At 67.4% G+C, this 18,125-nt stretch carries 14 protein-coding genes; 1 reads left to right on the top strand and 13 read right to left on the bottom strand.

All coding sequences use genetic code 11. From position 1 onward, the window contains the following. Nucleotides 1–80: 80 nt before the first annotated feature. From EU513_RS06350 to EU513_RS06295, 12 genes are all read right to left on the bottom strand, one after another. A complete protein-coding gene (locus tag EU513_RS06350) occupies nucleotides 81–1,538 on the bottom strand; it encodes a glutamate synthase subunit beta (protein ID WP_129625051.1) in 1,458 nt (485 codons plus the stop codon). Continuing rightward, nucleotides 1,531–6,069 (bottom strand): glutamate synthase large subunit, encoded by a 4,539-nt coding sequence (gene gltB, locus EU513_RS06345; RefSeq protein WP_129625156.1) that lies wholly within the window; start codon nucleotides 6,067–6,069, stop codon nucleotides 1,531–1,533. Before gltB ends, EU513_RS06350 begins: the two co-directional genes overlap by 8 nt. Before the next feature lie 162 nt (nucleotides 6,070–6,231). Then, nucleotides 6,232–7,134, bottom strand: a complete 903-nt coding sequence (gene lgt, locus EU513_RS06340; protein ID WP_129625050.1) for a prolipoprotein diacylglyceryl transferase — start codon at nucleotides 7,132–7,134, stop codon at nucleotides 6,232–6,234. Beyond that, nucleotides 7,135–7,935: a tryptophan synthase subunit alpha gene (trpA, locus tag EU513_RS06335; RefSeq protein WP_129625049.1), complete on the bottom strand. Its 801-nt coding sequence runs from the start codon at nucleotides 7,933–7,935 to the stop codon at nucleotides 7,135–7,137. It lies immediately after the preceding gene. Beyond that, complete coding sequence (gene trpB, locus EU513_RS06330) at nucleotides 7,932–9,182, bottom strand: tryptophan synthase subunit beta (RefSeq protein WP_205744691.1); 1,251 nt, start codon at nucleotides 9,180–9,182, stop codon at nucleotides 7,932–7,934. The genes trpA and trpB overlap by 4 nt, the downstream gene beginning before the upstream one ends. A 30-nt stretch (nucleotides 9,183–9,212) precedes the next feature. Then, nucleotides 9,213–10,022: an indole-3-glycerol phosphate synthase TrpC gene (gene trpC / locus EU513_RS06325; RefSeq protein WP_129625048.1), complete on the bottom strand. Its 810-nt coding sequence runs from the start codon at nucleotides 10,020–10,022 to the stop codon at nucleotides 9,213–9,215. Between the two features lie 22 nt (nucleotides 10,023–10,044). Further along, nucleotides 10,045–10,323: an HGxxPAAW family protein gene (locus tag EU513_RS06320; protein WP_129625047.1), complete on the bottom strand. Its 279-nt coding sequence runs from the start codon at nucleotides 10,321–10,323 to the stop codon at nucleotides 10,045–10,047. A 71-nt stretch (nucleotides 10,324–10,394) separates the two neighbouring features. Continuing rightward, nucleotides 10,395–10,952 carry a Trp biosynthesis-associated membrane protein gene (locus EU513_RS06315; RefSeq protein ID WP_168990171.1) on the bottom strand — a complete coding sequence of 186 codons (558 nt, stop codon included), beginning with the start codon at nucleotides 10,950–10,952 and terminating at the stop codon, nucleotides 10,395–10,397. After that, nucleotides 10,949–12,496: an anthranilate synthase component I gene (locus EU513_RS06310; protein WP_129625154.1), complete on the bottom strand. Its 1,548-nt coding sequence runs from the start codon at nucleotides 12,494–12,496 to the stop codon at nucleotides 10,949–10,951. Before EU513_RS06310 ends, EU513_RS06315 begins: the two co-directional genes overlap by 4 nt. A 5-nt stretch (nucleotides 12,497–12,501) precedes the next feature. Beyond that, nucleotides 12,502–12,858 carry a phosphoribosyl-AMP cyclohydrolase gene (gene hisI, locus EU513_RS06305; protein ID WP_129625045.1) on the bottom strand — a complete coding sequence of 119 codons (357 nt, stop codon included), beginning with the start codon at nucleotides 12,856–12,858 and terminating at the stop codon, nucleotides 12,502–12,504. A 191-nt stretch (nucleotides 12,859–13,049) separates the two neighbouring features. After that, nucleotides 13,050–14,870 carry an ABC transporter ATP-binding protein gene (locus EU513_RS06300; protein WP_129625044.1) on the bottom strand — a complete coding sequence of 607 codons (1,821 nt, stop codon included), beginning with the start codon at nucleotides 14,868–14,870 and terminating at the stop codon, nucleotides 13,050–13,052. Next, nucleotides 14,867–16,834 carry an ABC transporter ATP-binding protein gene (locus EU513_RS06295; protein ID WP_129625043.1) on the bottom strand — a complete coding sequence of 656 codons (1,968 nt, stop codon included), beginning with the start codon at nucleotides 16,832–16,834 and terminating at the stop codon, nucleotides 14,867–14,869. Before EU513_RS06295 ends, EU513_RS06300 begins: the two co-directional genes overlap by 4 nt. A 19-nt stretch (nucleotides 16,835–16,853) precedes the next feature. Here EU513_RS06295 and EU513_RS06290 point away from each other — a divergent pair, with 19 nt between their 5' ends. After that, a complete protein-coding gene (locus EU513_RS06290) occupies nucleotides 16,854–17,495 on the top strand; it encodes a TIGR03085 family metal-binding protein (protein WP_129625042.1) in 642 nt (213 codons plus the stop codon). Nucleotides 17,496–17,515: 20 nt separating this feature from the next. On the opposite strand, the gene EU513_RS06285 is transcribed toward EU513_RS06290, so the two are convergent. Further along, entirely contained in the window at nucleotides 17,516–17,989 is a 474-nt protein-coding gene (locus EU513_RS06285) for a GNAT family N-acetyltransferase (RefSeq protein WP_129625041.1), read from the bottom strand. Nucleotides 17,990–18,125 lie beyond the last annotated feature (136 nt).

Genomic DNA, 18,125 nt, shown 5'->3' with positions numbered 1-18,125 from the left:
TTCCGTTTTGACAACGGATCAGGGATGCCCGGCGGATCGTGTCCACCGGGCATCCCCGTCTCGCTGCTGGGTGACCGGGATCAGACGGTCAACGGCCGGTCCATGGGACCGATCGGCGCGGGCAGTTCCGATGTGCCGGAGAGGAATTCGTCGACCCCTCGCGCTGCCGACCGGCCTTCCGCGATCGCCCACACGATGAGCGACTGCCCGCGTCCGGCGTCACCGCAGACGAACACGCCGGGTGTGGTGGTCTCGAAGCGCTTGTCCCGCAAGACATTCGAGCGCTCGTCCTGCTCCACGCCCAACTGTTCGAGCAGACCTTCGCCCTCGGGTCCGAGGAAGCCCATCGCAAGGAGCACCAGATCGGCGGGCAGTTCCTTCTCCGAACCCGGCACCTCCTCGAAGCCGTTGTCGCCCTGGCGGACCTCGGCCAGACGCAACGCCTTCACATTGCCGTTGCCGTCGTCCACGAGTTCCTTGGTGGAGACCGCGTAGACGCGCTCGCCGCCCTCCTCGTGCGCGCTCGCCACGCGGTAGAGCATCGGGTAGGTCGGCCACGGGTGGTTCTGCGCGCGGTCCTCCCCCGGCTTCGGCATGATCTCCAGAGAGGTGACCGACTTCGCACCGTGCCGGTGCGAAGTGCCGATGCAGTCGGCACCGGTGTCACCGCCACCGATCACGATGACGTGCTTGTCGGTCGCGGTGATCTGGCCCTCGACATCCTCGCCGAGCGCCTGACGGTTGGCCTGGGGCAGGAAGTCCATCGCCTGGTGGATGCCGTTCAGTTCACGTCCGGTGACCGGCAGGTCACGCGGAACGGTCGCACCCACGGCGAGGACGACGGCGTCGTAGCGCTGGCGCAGTTGTTCACCGGTGATGTCCTTACCGACCTCCACGCCGCAGCGGAAGCGGGTGCCCTCGGCCTCCATCTGCGCGATGCGGCGGTCGAGCACCGACTTCTCCATCTTGAACTCGGGGATGCCGTACCGCAGCAGTCCACCCGGCTTGTCCGCACGCTCGTAGACCGCGACGGTGTGGCCGGCCCGGGTGAGTTGCTGGGCGGCGGCCAGACCGGCCGGGCCCGACCCGACGACAGCGACCGTCTTGCCGGTCAGCCGGTTCGGGATCTGCGGCTCCACGACGCCGTCCTCGAACGCCTTCTCGATCGTGGTGACCTCGATCTGCTTGATCGTCACCGCGGGCTGGCTGATGCCGAGCACACAGGCGGTCTCGCACGGCGCCGGGCACAACCGTCCGGTGAACTCCGGGAAGTTGTTGGTGGCGTGCAGCCGCTCGATGCCGTCCTTCCAGTCGCCGCGGTAGGCCAGGTCGTTCCACTCCGGGATGAGGTTGCCGAGCGGACAACCGCTGTGGCAGAACGGGATTCCGCAGTCCATGCAGCGGCTGGCCTGCCGCTGCACCTGGGCGAGTTCCTGTTCCTCGTAGACCTCTTTCCAGTCCTTGATGCGCACCGGCACCGGACGGCGAGCGGGCAGTTCGCGCTCGCGGTGCTTCAGAAATCCGCGCGGGTCAGCCACCGGACACCTCCATGATTCGTCCCCAGACCTCGGTTCCGTCGAGGTCGAGGCCCTCGGTCTGAGCCTTCTCTCGCACGTCGATGACGCGCTGGTAGTCGCGCGGCAGCACCAGCGAGAACCGCTGATAAGCCGCGTCCAAGTCGTTCAGCAACTTCACGGCCACCGTCGATTCGGTCCATTCGGCGTGGTCGCGCAGCAACTTCTCCACGAGCGGCTTGTCGCGCTCGCGCACCTCGACGACGTCGACCAGTTCGGGATTCACCTGCGATGCGTCCAAGTCGAGCACGAACGCCAGGCCACCGGACATGCCGGCGCCGAAGTTGCGTCCGGTCGGTCCGAGCACCATCACCGTGCCACCGGTCATGTACTCACACCCGTGGTCACCGACGCCCTCGACCACTGCCGTGGCGCCGGAGTTACGGACGCAGAAGCGTTCGCCGACGACGCCGCGCAGGAAGATCTCACCGGACGTCGCGCCGTACCCGATCACGTTGCCGGCGATCGCGTTCGCCTCGGCGACCAGCGAGGCCTCGGGCAGCGGGCGGACGACGACGCGTCCACCCGAGATGCCCTTGCCGACGTAGTCGTTGGCTTCGCCGAACATCCGCAACGTGACACCCACCGGCAGGAAGGCGCCGAGAGACTGGCCGGCCGATCCACGCAGCGACACGTCGATCGTGCCGTCGGGCAGTCCCTGCGGGTAACGCTTGGTGACCTCGTGACCGAGCATCGTGCCGACCGTACGGTTCACGTTCGTGATCGGCAGATCGATCCGCACCGGCTCCTTGCGCTCCAGCGCGTCCGCGCTCATCTCGATGAGCTTCTGGTCGAGCGCCTTGTCCAGACCGTGGTCCTGCACCGTGACGCAGCGGCGTGGGGCGTCGGCGGGTACGTCCACCTGGGCGAGGATCGGTGACAGGTCGAGACCGGCCGCCTTCCAGTGGTTGATCGCCCTGACCGTGTCGAGCATCTCGGAGTGCCCGATCGCTTCGTCGAGGGTCCGGAAGCCCAACTGCGCGAGCAGTTCTCGCACTTCTTCGGCGATGTACTCGAAGAAGGTCTCGACGAACTCCGGCTTGCCACTGAACCGCGCGCGCAGGTCGGGGTTCTGGGTGGCTACACCCACGGGGCAGGTGTCGAGGTGGCAGACGCGCATCATGATGCAGCCGCTGACCACGAGCGGAGCGGTGGCGAAACCGTACTCCTCGGCGCCGAGCAGTGCTGCGATGACGACGTCCCGCCCGGTCTTGAGCTGGCCATCGGCCTGCACCACGATCCGGTCGCGCAGGTTGTTCAGCAACAACGTCTGCTGCGTCTCGGCCAGGCCGAGTTCCCACGGCCCACCCGCGTGCTTCAGCGAGGTCAACGGCGCAGCACCCGTTCCACCGTCATGGCCCGAGACCAGAACGACGTCCGCGTGCGCCTTGCTGACACCGGCCGCGACCGTACCGACGCCGGTCTCGGCGACGAGCTTGACGTGCACCCGTGCCGAGGGGTTGGCGTTCTTCAGGTCGTGGATCAGCTGGGCCAGATCCTCGATCGAGTAGATGTCGTGGTGCGGCGGCGGCGAGATCAGGCCGACACCGGGCGTGGAGTGACGGGTCTTGGCCACCCACGGGTACACCTTGTTGCCGGGCAGCTGCCCGCCCTCACCGGGCTTGGCGCCCTGCGCCATCTTGATCTGGATGTCGTCGGACTCGGTCAGGTACAACGAGGTGACGCCGAACCGGCCGGACGCGACCTGCTTGATCGACGAACGCCGCTTGGGATCCATCAACCGCTCGGGGTCCTCGCCGCCTTCACCGGTGTTGGAGCGGGCGCCGATGTTGTTCATCGCGATCGCGAGCGTCTCGTGCGCCTCGCGGCTGATCGAGCCGTAGCTCATCGCACCGGTGGAGAACCGCTTCACGATCTCGCTGACCGACTCGACCTCCTCGATCGGGATCGAGGGACGGTCGGTCCTGAACTTGAACAACCCGCGCAGCGTCATCAGGCGCTCGGCCTGGTCGTCGACGCGCTGCGTGTACTGCTTGAAGATGTCGTACCGGCGTTGCCGCGTGGAGTGCTGCAGTCGGAAGACGGTCTCGGGGTCGAACAGGTGCGGCGGTCCTTCGCGGCGCCACTGGTACTCACCGCCCACCTCGAGGCTGCGGTGCGCCTGGTGCTGGCCGCTGGCCGGGTATGCCGTGGCGTGACGTGCGACGACCTCCTTCGCGATCGCGTCCAGGCCGATGCCACCGAGGCGTGAGGTGGTGCCGGTGAAGTGGTCGTCGATGAGTTCCTTCGACAGACCGATCGCTTCGAACACCTGCGCGCCGCGATAGGAGGCCACGGTGGAGATACCCATCTTCGACATCACCTTCAGCAGGCCCTTGCCGAGTGCCTTGATGAGGTTACGGACGGCCTCCTCGGGGGTGACGCCCTCGATCTCGCCGCTGCGGACGAGGTCCTCGACGGTCTCCATCGCCAGGTAGGGGTTGACGGCGGCTGCGCCGTAGCCGACCAGCAGTGCGACGTGGTGCACCTCGCGGACGTCACCGGCCTCGACGACGAGGCCGACCTTCGTGCGGGTGTGTTCGCGGATCAGGTGGTGGTGCACGGTCGAGGTGAGCAGCAGCGACGGGATCGGCGCGAAGTCGGCGTTGCTGTCGCGGTCGGACAACACGATGAACCGGTACCCGTCGGCGATCGCTTCGCTGACCTCGGTGCAGATGCCGCGCAGCCGAGCGCGCAGTGCCGTGACGCCCCCCTGGGCGTCGAACGTGCCGCGGACGACGTAGGTCGCGAAACCCGGGAAGTTGCCGTCCGCATTGATGTGCCGGATCTTGGCCAGTTGGTCGTTGTCGATCACCGGGAACGGCAGTTCCACCTGACGGGCGTGCTGCGGCACGGCCTCGAGCAGATTGCCCTCGGGCCCCATGAAGCCGCCGAGCGAGGTGACCAGTTCTTCACGGATGGAGTCCAGCGGCGGGTTGGTGACCTGCGCGAACAGCTGGGTGAAGTAGTCGAAGATCATCCGCGGACGGTCCGACAGCACAGCGATCGGGGTGTCGGTGCCCATCGAGCCGAGCGCCTCGCCCTTGCCGGCCGCCATCGGGCGCAGCAGGATGCGGATCTCCTCGTGCGTGTAACCGAAGGTCTGCTGCCGACGGAGCACGGATTTCGGTGAGTGCCAGACGTGTTCGCGCTCCGGCAGGTCCTTGAAGTGGATCAGACCGCCGTGCAGCCACTCCTGGTACGGATGCTCCTGGGCGAGTTGCTGCTTGACCTCCTCGTCGCCGATGAGGCGACCGGCCGCGGTGTCGACCAGGAACATTTTGCCCGGCTGCAGGCGTCCCTTGCGGACGACCTTGGCCGGATCGAGGTCGAGCACACCGGCTTCGGACGCGAGCACGACCAGGCCGTCGTCGGTCACCGAGTAGCGGCCCGGACGCAGACCGTTCCGGTCCAGGACCGCGCCCACCAGGGTGCCGTCGGTGAATGCGACGCAGGCCGGGCCGTCCCACGGCTCCATCAGGGCCGAGTGGTACTCGTAGAACGCGCGGCGCTCGGGGTCCATCGTGGCGTGGTTCTCCCAGGCCTCCGGGATCATCATCAGCACGGCGTGGGGCAGGCTGCGCCCGCCGAGGTGCAGCAGTTCCAGCACCTCGTCGAAGGACGCGGAGTCGGAAACCTCGCCCGCACAGATCGGGAACAGCCGCTCCATGTCGCCGCCGAACAGCTCACTGCGCAAAGTGGATTCGCGCGAGTGCATCCAGTTGCGGTTACCACGGACGGTGTTGATCTCGCCGTTGTGGGCAATCAATCGGTACGGGTGGGCGAGCGGCCAGGCCGGGAAGGTGTTGGTCGAGAATCGCGAGTGGACGAGCGCGAGTTCGGAGCTGAACCGCTCGTCGGACAGGTCCGGGTAGAAACGACCGAGCTGCTCGGTGGTGAGCATGCCCTTGTAGGTGATCGTCCGGCTGGACAGCGACGGGAAGTAGACCTCGGTCTCACGCTCGATCCGCTTGCGCAGCGCGAAGGCGCGACGCTCCAGGTCGAGTCCGCCCACTCCGTCCTCGGTGCCGGCGACCGCGACCTGGCGGAACACCGGCATCACGTCACGCGCGGCCTGACCGATCATCGAATCGTCGGTCGGCACGTCACGCCACCCGAGCACCCGCAGGTTCTCCTCGGCAGCGATCTGGTCGATGCGCTCACCGATGTGCCACTGCGCGTCGGCGTCCTGCGGCAGGAAGGCAATACCGATCGCGTACTCACCCTTGGTGGGGAGCTCGAACTCGCAGACGCCGCGGAAGAAGTCGTCGGGGATCTGGGTCAGGATGCCCGCGCCGTCACCGACGGTCGGGTCGGCGCCGGTGGCTCCACGGTGCTCGAGGTTCATCAGCGCGGTGAGGCCGAGCTGCACGATGTCGTGCCCCGCCCAACCGCGCATCGTGGCCACCATCGCGACGCCGCAGGCGTCCTTCTCGGTGGCTGGGTTGTACAGGCCCTGCGCCGCAGGAACTGCTGAGAACGAGCTCTGACCCATGGGTCCGATCACCATCCTGTCGTCCGGACATCCCGCCGGAGCGGAGTGTCGCCGTGTGAAACACGCATGGCAGGACGACGTTGGCCGGACATGCGTGCGACACACTACCGGCGGCCGGTGGCGTTCCGAACAATGGGACGGAAATGTCCCACAATGCGAAACTCAACGAGCGGAGGGCTCGGGATCCTCGTCGGTGCGCTCGGTGTACGGGGCGGCTTCGTCGACGGGCTCGTCGTCGGCGGCGATGACCGGGTTGTTCCGGAACTTCCACCACAGGAACGCGCCGAGAGCGAAGACGAACATGCTGGTCCACACGTTGACCCGCAGGCCGAGGATGTGGTTGGCCTTGTCGGTGCGCATGAGTTCGAAGACGATGCGACCGACCGGGTAGAGCATCACGTACAGCGCGAAGCTGCGACCGCGGGCCAATCCGCGCTTCCGGTCGACGAAGACGATGATCGCCGCGACAACCAAGCACCACAGCGACTCGTACAGGAACGTCGGGTGGAAGTAGCCGAGCACGACGGGATCGCCCGCGGCGTCCTTCACCGCGTGCCCCGCCGACTCGTCCCACTGGTAGATCTTCAACGCCCACGGGACGTCGGTCTTCTCTCCGTACAACTCGTTGTTGAACCAGTTGCCCCAGCGGCCCATCGCCTGAGCGAGGATCACGCCCGGAGCAGCGGCGTCGGCGTAGTCCCAGAAATTCACGTTGTACTTGCGGCAGCCGATCCACGCACCGAGGGCACCGAGGGCGATCGCGCCCCAGATGCCGAGGCCGCCCTGCCAGATCTTGAACGCATCGAGCGGTTTGCCGCCCTCCCCGAAGTAGGCCTGCGGTGAGGTGATGACGTGGTAGATGCGCCCGCCGACGATGCCGAACGGGACCGCCCACCAGGCGACGTTGAGTGCGTGATCGGACTCGTAACCGCGGTCACGCAGTCGCCGGCCGCAGATCCAGATCGCGGCGACGATGCCGGCCAAAATGCACAGCGCGTACCCACGCAGCGGGATGGGGCCGAGCCACAGCACTCCCGTGGTCGGGCTCGGCAGGTAGGTATGCACTCAGCGTCCCCGTCGGACGCCGTCGGCGAGCTCGCCGGCGAGGGTTCGGATCGCGTCCAGACGCGAGTCGCGGGTGTCGTTGTCCAGCAGCGTGCGCACCAGAGCGGTGCCGACGATCACCCCGTCGGCGAACCTGGCCACCTGTTCGGCCTGCTGCGGGGTGCTGACGCCGATGCCGACGCAGACCGGCAGGTCGGTGTGCTCGCGGGTGCGTTCGACGACGGCGGCGGCCTCGGTACCGAGGCTCTCGCGAGCTCCGGTGACGCCCATGACGGACGTCGCATAGACGAAGCCGCTGCAGTAGGAGGTGGTGTAGGCGAGGCGGTCCGGGGTCGAACTCGGAGCGACGAGGAAGACCCGGTTCAGGTCGTGTTTCGCGCTCGCATCCAGCCACTCCTGTGCCTCGTCAGGCACGAGGTCGGGGGTGATGAGGCCGGATCCGCCGGCGGCCTTCAGGTCGCGTGCGAACTCCTCCACGCCGTAACGCAACACGAGGTTCCAATAGATCATCACGACGCAGGCGGCGCCGGCAGCGCTGACCGCTTCGACCGCGCTGAAGACGTCCTTGACCTGCACACCGTTCTCCAGCGCCCGATTCGCGGCGTCCTGGATCACCGGACCGTCCATCAACGGGTCGGTGTACGGCATGCCGATCTCGACGACGTCGACGCCCGCTTCGACCATGGCGACCATCGCCTCGATCGACTCCTGCACCGACGGGCAGCCGACCGGCAGGTAGCCGATCAGCACGGCACGGTCGTCGGCGCGGGCCTCGCCGAGCACCTCGTCCAGACGGGTCACAGCTGCTCGCCCTCCTCGATCGTGTGGCCGTCGGAGTCCAGCAACCCGAACCACTGGCCCGCAGTGTGGACGTCCTTGTCGCCGCGTCCGGACAGGCTGACCAGCAGCAGCGCGTCCGGCCCGAGTTCCTTGCCGATGCGGATCGCGCCGGCGAGGGCATGGGCCGACTCGATCGCCGGCAGGATGCCCTCGGTCCGGGCGAGCAGTTTGAAGGCGTCCATCGCCTCGACATCGGTCACCGGGTAGTACTCGGCGCGGCCCGAGTCGCGCAAATACGCGTGCTCCGGGCCCACACTGGGGTAGTCCAATCCTGCTGATACGGAATTGGATTCGAGCGTCTGACCCTGGTCGTCCTGCAGCAGGTAGGTATACGCACCGTGCAGGACGCCGGGGGTGGCCTGACCGGTGAAGCGGGCCGCGTGCCGTCCTGATTCGACGCCCTCTCCCCCAGCTTCGAGGCCGATCAGCCGAACCCCCTCGTCCGGCACGAACCGGTGGAAGATACCCATCGCGTTCGAACCGCCGCCGACACACGCTAGGACGGCGTCCGGCAGTCGGCCGTACTCCTGCAGGACCTGCTCGCGGGCTTCCTCGCCGATGATCTTGTGGAAGTCGCGCACCATCTCCGGGAACGGGTACGGCCCGGTGACTGTGCCCAGGACGTAGTGGGTGTGGTCGACGGTGGCGACCCAGTCGCGGAAGGCCTCGTTGACGGCGTCCTTGAGCGTGCGTGACCCGTGCTTGACGGCGACAACCCTCGCGCCGAGCAGGCGCATCCGCGCAACGTTGAGCGCTTGGCGCTCGGTGTCGACCTCGCCCATGTAGACGACGCATTCGAGCCCGAGAAGCGCAGCCGCCGTGGCCGTCGCGACGCCGTGCTGACCGGCGCCGGTCTCGGCGATGACCCGGCGCTTGCCCATCCGCTTGGCGAGCAGCGCTTGCCCGAGGACGTTGTTGATCTTGTGCGATCCGGTGTGGTTGAGATCCTCGCGCTTGAGCACGACACGGGCGCCGCCGCAATGGTCGGCGAACCGTGGCGCCTCGGTGATGATGCTCGGCCGACCGGTGTATGTCTTGTGCAACCTGGCGAGTTCGGCGGTGAACTCAGGGTCGTGGGCCGCCTTGTGACGGTGCTCGTCGAGTTCCTCGAGCGCCGCGATGAGAGCCTCGGGCACATATCGACCGCCGTAGTCGCCGAAGCGTCCGATGCCGGGCCGGCCGGAGTTCTGCTCGACCGGGGTGGTCAACGGATCGTCGGTCTTGTTCCTGTTCACAGCTCAGGCAACTCCCTGCCGGGCGCGCGCGCCCGCTTCGATCATGGTGCGTACGGCCTGGCTGGGCTCGCCGCCGGTCACGAGCGCCTCGCCGACCAGTGCCGCGTCGGCGCCCTGCGACACGTAGTAGGCGATGTCCTCCGGGCCGCGGATGCCGGACTCGGCTACCTTCACGCAGTCGTCCGGGATGAGATGTGCGAGCTTGCCGAACATCTCGCGGTGCACCTCGAGGGTCTTGAGGTTGCGGGCATTGACGCCGATGACGCGGGCGCCGAGTTCGACGGCGCGTTCGGTCTCGGGTTCGTCGTGCACCTCGACCAGAGCAGTCATGCCGATGTCGGCGGACTGCTGGAACAGGTCATGCAGTTGGCGGTCGTCGAGGGCGGCGACGATCAGCAGGATGATGTCGGCGCCGTGCGCGCGTGCCTCGAACATCTGGTACTCGCTGACCATGAAGTCCTTGCGCAACACCGGGATTCGCACGCGCTCCCGGACCGCGTCGAGGTCGTCGAGCGAGCCGCCGAAGCGCCGTTGTTCGGTGAGCACCGAGATCGCGGCAGCACCACCGTCCTCGTAGGAACCGGCCAGTTCGGCAGGATCGGGAATCGTCGCGAGTTCACCCTTGCTGGGGCTCTTGCGCTTGACCTCGCTGATGATCTTGACCGGCCCGGGCGCCGCGAGCATCACGGCCGCGTCGAGCGCGGCCGGTGCGGCTGCCGCCTGCTCGATGATCTGGACGGGGCCGATGGCTCGCATCCGGGTCTTCAGATCCTCACGAACCCCGGAAATGATGTCGTCGAGAACAGTTGCCACGCTGAGGGACTACTTGCGCGGATCAGTGTGCCGACTGGGCGTCACGGGCACCGCGCGACTCGTGGTCCGGCGTCGCAGCCTGCAGCTTCGGGGCTTCGTGCGGCTTGGAACCGAAGCCAGCAGCGGTGAGGCCGGCACCGGCGATGACACCGACGACGACCAGGGCAGCGCCGACCCATGCGATGAGCGACTGGTTGATCATGATGCCGACACCGATCAACACGGCGGCCAGCAGCAAGATGCCGACCGCGGTCCAGGACGCCACGCTCTTGCCGTGGTTGTCGAGGTGCTTCTCAGCCATGGGTACAACTCCTTGATTCGGGCACTTGGGCACGTTCCGTGGTTCGCCGGTTCTGAGCTTGGGTCATTCTGTCAGTCATCGTCGGCCGTTGCTGCAGTCGGGTCTTTGCCCGCCGACAACTGGTCCCAGTCGGACTCCTTGGGCGCGGTGGGGGCGTCGTACTTCTCCCCCAGGCCGCTCCAGCGGCGACCGCCGGTCAGCGCCAACACGCCGAGTACGGCCAGCAGTACGCCGGCCGCGAGCGCCGGCCATGACCACGCCGTCGCTGCGGCGTCGGTGACCCGTGCGTCGGCGTGACCTCCGGAGGTGCTCACCCAGGTGCGCACGACGCCGCTCGGATCGAGCAGGGAGCTCAGCGCTCCGTACGCCGCCATGACGCCGGCCAGCATCAAGGCGACAGAAGCGATGATGCGGCCGACCCGCTTCGAACTCAGCAGTGCGATGACCGCGGCCAGTGCGACCAGCGCGCCTGCGAACGCCGGTGGCGAGGCCTTGTTGCCCTTGACCGATGCCTGGGTCGTGCCGGTGATGGTGTCGATGACCGTGCCCGTGACCCACGCCCTGGACGTCAGTGCGAGCAGGACAACGGCGACGACGAACGCCGTGGTCAACACCTGGCGTTTGCTCACGATGCGCCGCCGGCCGGAGGCTTCATGCTGGACGCGGTCGCGACGGCGCGCAGCGCGGCGGCCGCCTTGTTGACGGTCTCCTGATACTCGGTCTCGGCGACGGAGTCGGCAACGATCCCGGCCCCCGCCTGCACGTGGGCGCGTCCTTGGTGCAGCACCGCGGTACGGATCGCGATCGCCATGTCGAGGTCTCCGGCGAAGTCGAGATAGCCCACGACCCCCCCGTAGACGCCGCGCCGCAGCCCCTCGAGTTCGTCGATGATCGCCATGGCACGCGGCTTGGGTGCACCGGACAGGGTGCCCGCAGGGAAGGTCGCCACCAGCGCGTCGTACGCGGTGAGGCCGTCCTTCAACCGACCGACGACGGTCGACTCGAGATGCATGATGTGGGAGTACCGGCGCACGTTCATGAACTCCACCGTGTCGACGGTGCCGGCCCGACAGACGCGTTGCAGGTCGTTGCGGGACAGGTCGACCAGCATCAGGTGCTCGGCGCGCTCCTTGGGGTCGGTGAGCAGTTCCTCGCGCAGCAGACCGTCGTGCTCCGGCGTCTTGCCGCGCGGCCGGGAACCGGCGATCGGGTGGGTGATCACCTCACCGTCGGTCACCTTCACCAGCGCCTCCGGACTCGACCCGACGATGTCGTACGCGCCGCCGTCCGGCAGCGGGATACGCAGCAGATACATGTACGGGCTGGGATTGCTGGCCCGCAGGGCCCGGTAGACGTCCAACGCGTCTGCTTCGCACGGCACCGAGAACCGTTGGGAGACAACGATCTGGAAGGCCTCGCCAGCTCGGATCGCCTCCTTGCAGGCGTCCACCATGTCGTGGAACTCCTGCTGACTGTGACTGCTGTCCGGACGCAGTTCGGCGGGTTCGGGCACCGAGACGGTGCTGGGCGCGGGTGCCATCAACGCGTCGGTCATGACGTCCAGGCGGCGGACGGCATCGGTGTACGCCTGCTCCACTCGATCCGGCGTGTTGTCGTGATTGATCGCGTTTGCAACGAGCAGCAGAGAGTTGTCCGCGTGGTCGAAGACGGCGAGATCAGTGGTGAGCATCATCGAGATCTCGGGCAGCCCCAGCTTGTCGATGCCGTTGTCGGGCAACCGTTCCCAGCGGCGGACCGCGTCATATGTGATCGCACCGACCATGCCTCCGGTCAACGGCGGCAGTCCCGGGATGACCGGAGTGCTCAGCGCCTGCATCGTCTCGCGCAGCGCCTTCGTCGGGTCGCCACCGGTGGGCAGACCGACCGGCGGCTCACCGATCCAGACCGCCTCACCGTCCTGTTCGGTGAGGGTGGCGTGACTGGCAGCCCCGATGATGGAGTAGCGCGACCACACCCCGCCGTGCTCGGCGGACTCCAGCAGGAACGTGCCGGGTCGGTCGCTCGCCAGCTTGCGGTAGACGCCCAGCGGGGTTTCTGCGTCGGCGAGCAGTCGACGGACGACGGGAATGACCCGGCGGTCCTGCGCAAGGTGCTCGAACAGGTTCGCCGAGGGCCAGGTGAGACCGAACGTGAGATCGGCGCAGATGTCCATCCTGCTCACGCGGTCACCTCCAACGGCGTGAAGAAGCAGGTGCGCTCACCGGTGTGACAGGCCGCGCCGACCTGGTCCACGCGCACCAGGACCGCATCGCCGTCGCAGTCGAGCGACACGGACCTCACATGTTGCACGTGCCCGCTGGTGTCGCCCTTGCGCCAGTACTCGCCACGACTGCGCGACCAGAACGTCACGCGCCCTTCACTGAGCGTCCGGCGGAGGGCTTCATCGTCCATCCATCCGAGCATCAGCACCTCTCTGGTGTCGTGCTGCTGAATCACCGCTGCGACCAGCCCGTGCTCGTCCCGCTTGAGTCCGGCGGCGAGTTCGGTTGGTAGCGGACTGGTGGATTCGGGCATGTCTGCCATTGTCACGCACCCGCTGCACGAGCGCGAACCGGTCTCGGGAGCCCCCGGCACGACCGACCACCCCGAAGTTGCTTCCTATCTCGCATACTGAAAAGTGCATACGGTGGACGCCGGTCATCCGCCGCTACTTCGGGCAACAGCTGATGCTGTTCCTGGGGGCGATCGCGATGTTCGGCGGAGGGTCAGTGGCCGGACTGCTGAGCCGCCCAACTGGCGTGCAGGCGTCCGTAGACGGAGTCCGGGTCACGCACCAGGTCACGGTGCGGCCCGACGGCCACGATGTGCCCGGCGTCCACGACGACCACCATGTCGGCCGACTCCGCCGTCGACAACCGGTGCGCGATCGCGATCGAGGTTCGTCCGGCCGTGACCTGGTCGAGTGCCCGCTGGATCCGCACCTCGGTGCCGGGGTCGACGGCCGAGGTGGCCTCGTCCAGCAACAGCAGGTCGGGGTCGACGAGGTAGGCCCGCGCGAGGGCGACGAGTTGCCTTTCACCGGCCGACAGTGACTCGCCGCGTTGCCCGACCCGGGTGTCCAGGCCGCGTGGGAGACCGACGATCCAGTCGGTGAGATTCATGTTGGTGAACGCCTGCTCGACGTCGGCGCGGGTGGCCGTCTGCAGCCCGAAGCGCACATTGTCGAGCAGGGTGGCGTCGAACAGGAAGCCCTCCTGCGGCACCAGCACGACGTGTTCGCGCAGCGAGCGGAAACTGATGTCGCGCAAGTCGATTCCGTCGAGTTTGACGCTGCCGCCCGTCGGATCCATCAGTCGGGTGACGAGCTTGGCGATCGTGGTCTTGCCCGACCCCGTCTCCCCCACGACCGCGACGCGGGCTCCCGCCGGGATGTGCAGGTCGACGTCGTGCAGGACGGGCGCTCCACCGGGGTAGGCGAACGTCACCTTCTCGAAGTCGACGGTCACCGAACCGGACGGCATCTCCCGGCCTTCCGGCGGGTCGACGACTGCGACCGGGGTGTCGATCAGGCCGATGACGCGGCGCCAGCCGGCCACGGCGTTCTGCAGTTCGTTGAGGTTCTCCGTGGCCATCTGCACCGGCTGGGTGAACAAGTTGACGATGAACAGGAACGCGACGAGTTCACCGAGCGTGATGTTGCCGGCTGCTGCCTGTTGTGCGCCGATCACGAGCACGACGACGGTCGTGACACCCGCGACGAACTGGCCGGTCGAGAAGGCACCGACGGCCTTGATCTGGGCCAGGATGCTCGCCTTGCGATGCTTCTCGACGGTGACGTCGATGCGCTCGGCGGTGCGGTCCTGGACGCCGTACGCGCGGATCGTCGCGGCACCGACCACGGACTCGGAGATCGCGGCCAGCATGTCGGCGACGCGTTCGCGGACGACCGTGTAGGCGCGTCCGACGACACCCTGGAAGTAGCGCAACACGATGAACATCGGGATGAAGCAGATCCACACGACGGCGGCGAGCAACGGGCTGTAGACGAGCATCAGGACGCTGGCGATGAGCAACTGGCCGACGGCCATCAGCAGCATGAGGCCACTGAACTGGACGAACTGGCTGATCTGGTCGACATCGCTGGTCACGCGGGAGACCAGCGCGCCCCGGCGCTCGGCGTTCTGGGTGAGCATGGACAGGTCGTGGATGTGCCGAAAACCCTTGACCCTCAAGGTTGCCAAGCCACTCTCGCTACTACGGAACAGCCGCAGGTTGACTGCGTACGAGGCAAGGCCGGTGACGGCCACACCCAGCACGGTGAGCACCATCAGGGTCGTGACCGTGCCGGTCTGTGGACCACCGGGGGCCAGGATTCCGCGGTCCAAGGTCTGCTGGACGGCGATCGGGACGAGGACGCGTCCGGTGGTGGAGAAGATGGCGAGCGCGATCGTGACCAACAGACCGCGCCGCAGTTCGGGCGAGAGTTCGAAGCCGCGCTTGAGGGTCTGCCAGGTGGTGAGTTCGCCGGCGGTGCCCACCCGCTCCCCCGCAGCCGTGGATCCTGGGGTGCCGACCGCGGTGCTCATGCGTCCTCACCCTGCTTGTTCATCTGCTGGTCGATCGTTTCGTCGTTCTGCGCGTCATCCTGCTCGGCGATCTCGGCGGCGCGTTCGGCGTAGGCCGTGACCAGCGTGCGATATCCCGCGCTGCGCTCCATGAGTTGGGCGTGGGTGCCGCGGTCGGTGATGCGGCCACCGTCGACGAACACGACCTCGTCCGCGAGCGCGATGCTGGACATCCGGTAGGCGACCATCACCACCGTCGTGCCGTCACGGTTCTCACGCAGCGCCTGCAGGATCGACTGCTCGACAGCGGGGTCGACCGCGCTGGTCGCATCGTCGAGCAGGAGTGCGCGTGGACGACGGATCACCGCGCGGGCCAGTGCAATTCGCTGCCTCTGCCCGCCTGACAGCGACGCTCCGCGCTCACCGACCCGGGTGGCGGCACCGTCCGGGAGCTCGTCGACGAACCCGGTGGCTTGCGCGATCTGCAGCGCGCGACGCACCTCGTCGTCGGTGAAGTCGTGACCGAGGGTGACGTTGCCGGCGATGGTGTCGTCGAAGACGAACGTCTGCTGGGTCACCAGGGACGCGGCCTTGCTGGTCTCCCCTGCCGCGAGGTCGCGTTCGGGCACGTTGTCGATCAGCACACGTCCGTCGGTCGGGTCCATCAGTCGCACGAGCAGACTCATCAGCGTCGACTTGCCCGATCCGGTCGGTCCGACGATCGCGGTCAACGATCCCGGTGCCAGGTCGAGGTCGACGTCGTCCAGGGCGCGCCAGCGTTCGGCACCGCCGCCCTGGTACTTCTCGCTGAGGTCGACCGAACCGGACAGGTCGTACTCGTAGCCGACCTGATCGGCGCCGAGCGCGGCGGCGTGGTCGGAAATGAGCGTCCGGGTGCCGTAGTCGGTGTGCCCGGTGGCGGCCAGCACGCTGTTGAGGCGTACCCAGCCGGCGACCGAGCGCGGCATCTCGGCCAGCACCCAGCCGAAGGACCGCACCGGGAAGGCGAGCACGGAGAACAGGTAAGCGATCTGGACGACTTCTGCCGCCGTCGTTGCGCCGGCGCTCACCTGGGCGGTGCCGACCGTCAGGACCGCCAGCGTCCCGATCGTCGGAATCGCTTCGACCAGCGGGTCGAAGATGCCCCGGACGCGGCCGACCTCGACGGCGGCATTGCGCAGGCGCTGGGTCTCGACGGAGAACCGGTCGGCTTCCTGTTGCTCGCGTCCCATCACCTTGACCAGCAGGGCGGCCTCGATCGATTCGTGGGCCACCTCGCTGACGTGCGAGCGCATCCGCTGGGCGCGGGTCACCCGCGGCGACATGTAGCGCTGGAAGACCAGGTTGGTGGCGAACAACAACGGGAAGACGATCAGACCGACGAGCGCAAGCCAGACGTCGACCCGGAACATCTCGGCCAGACCGACACCCAGCATGACGAGCACCCCGATAGCCATCGGGAGCGGCTGGAAGATGTTCCAGGTCGCCTCCACGTCGGCGTTCGCGTTCGAGAGCAACTGTCCGGACGGGTGGCGGTGATGCCACGACAGTGGCAGACGCAGGTACTGACGGGTGACCCGTCGGCGGTAGATCGCGTTGAGGTTGAAGTAGGCCATGCCGGCCGCGACACGGCGCAGAATCACACCGATCACGTTGAGCAACACCACTGCTCCGAGTTGCCAGATGATCGTCCAGATCTGTTCCCCGGTGAGGCGACCGGCTGCAACCGCAGGCTCGGCGACCGTCGCGATGAGGTGCCCGATCACGCGCGCGGTGAAGACGGTCATCACGCCGTAGATCGCCGAGCCGATCACCGCGACGAGCAGTGTCTTCGGCTGGTCGCGGAAGCCACGCCCGAGGACACGGAACCCTTCACCGAGGGTTGATGCGCCGAAGTCGACCTCGGTCGTTCCGGTCTTTCGATCGTCCTTCTTGCCATCCGCCACCTGATCGTTGTCGGGTGTGACGGTCACGGAGGAGGGCATGTAGGACATGATTCACTGCATGACCTCATTTGCCCAAAGCGAGCGTTCAGCCTTGTGCGACACCTTCCTGGAGGTCGGTCCCGACGCGCCGACGCTCAGCGGCTCGTGGCGCACGCGTGACCTGGCCGCACACCTGATCCTTCGCGAACGTCGTCCGGACGCTGCGATCGGCATGTTCCTCGCGCCGCTCGCCGGACGCACGGACAAGATCCAGGCGTCGCTGGCGCAGCGGCCGTTCGAGGAGTTGGTCGACATCATCCGCAGCGGCCCGCCGAAGTGGAACCCGATGGCACTGGGCAGCATCGACGAAGCCGCGAACCTGGGCGAGTTCTTCGTGCACCACGAGGACGTGCTGCGTGGGGTCGACCCCGCCGCTCGCCGCCAGCTCGAACCGGCCGAGCAGAAGGCGCTGTTCGGGGTGCTCTCCCGCATGGGCATGCTGACCCTGCGGTCGTGCCGCGTCGGTGTGGTGGCCGATTCACCGGGTTACGGACGTCGGTCGCTGCGCAGTCCGAAGGACGAGCACGGCAACGTCGTGATGACCGGGGAACCCAGCGAGATCGTGTTGTACATCTTCGGACGTGGTGAGGTCGCCGACGTCGAACTCGACGGTGCCGATCACGATGTCGCGGCCTTCCGCGAGACGAACCTCGGCGTCTGACCACGCGCTGCGCCGTTGGGTCAGAGGACGAGCTTGGAGCCCTCGTGACTGCCTTCGTAACCGAGCCGCTCATAGAAGCGGTGGGCATCCGAGCGCGACTTGTCGGTCGTGAGTTGAGCGAGCACCGCCCCACGGCTGCGTCCGTACTCGTGCGCCCAGCCGAACATCGCTGCACCCAGGCCGGTTCCGCGGGCCGAGGCCGATACACGGACGGCCTCGATGAGCAATCGTGTGGCGCCTGCCCTGGCCAGTCCCGGGATCAGCGTGAGTTGGAACGTTCCGACGACTGCAGCTTCGTCGTCCGCGACGACCGCGAGGAACTGGTTGGGGTCGGCGTCGATCGCGGCGAAGGCCCTTTCGTAGACCGACTCGTCGCTGCGCTCCCTGGTGGCGCCGAGAGGATCGTCCGCCAGCAACTGCACGATGGGCCGGACGTCATGTGCGGTTGCCCTGCGCACCGAGTACCGATTGCCGTCGACGCTGAGTTCGTTCACTTGTTCATCGTGACAGGCGTTCCACGGACCGGCGCAGCGACGCAGGCCATGAACCGGGGGGCGCCGACCACCGCCGCTGGTTGAGCCTGGACGCTGCGACGAAGGACTGAGTCCAGTGCCGAAACCCTGGTGAGAT

The organism is Yimella sp. RIT 621 (assembly GCF_004146205.1).
GTDB lineage: Bacteria > Actinomycetota > Actinomycetes > Actinomycetales > Dermatophilaceae > Yimella > Yimella lutea.
This window is presented reverse-complemented; position numbering and strand designations above follow the sequence as displayed.

Coding starts and splice junctions, on each gene's coding strand:
- gltB (WP_129625156.1), bottom strand. CDS start 6,069: ATGGGTCAGAGCTCGTTCTCAGCAGTTCCTGCGGCGCAGGGCCTGTAC.
- EU513_RS06320 (WP_129625047.1), bottom strand. CDS start 10,323: ATGGCTGAGAAGCACCTCGACAACCACGGCAAGAGCGTGGCGTCCTGG.
- EU513_RS06310 (WP_129625154.1), bottom strand. CDS start 12,496: ATGGACATCTGCGCCGATCTCACGTTCGGTCTCACCTGGCCCTCGGCG.
- hisI (WP_129625045.1), bottom strand. CDS start 12,858: ATGCCCGAATCCACCAGTCCGCTACCAACCGAACTCGCCGCCGGACTC.
- EU513_RS06300 (WP_129625044.1), bottom strand. CDS start 14,870: ATGAGCACCGCGGTCGGCACCCCAGGATCCACGGCTGCGGGGGAGCGG.
- EU513_RS06295 (WP_129625043.1), bottom strand. CDS start 16,834: ATGCCCTCCTCCGTGACCGTCACACCCGACAACGATCAGGTGGCGGAT.
- EU513_RS06290 (WP_129625042.1), top strand. CDS start 16,854: ATGACCTCATTTGCCCAAAGCGAGCGTTCAGCCTTGTGCGACACCTTC.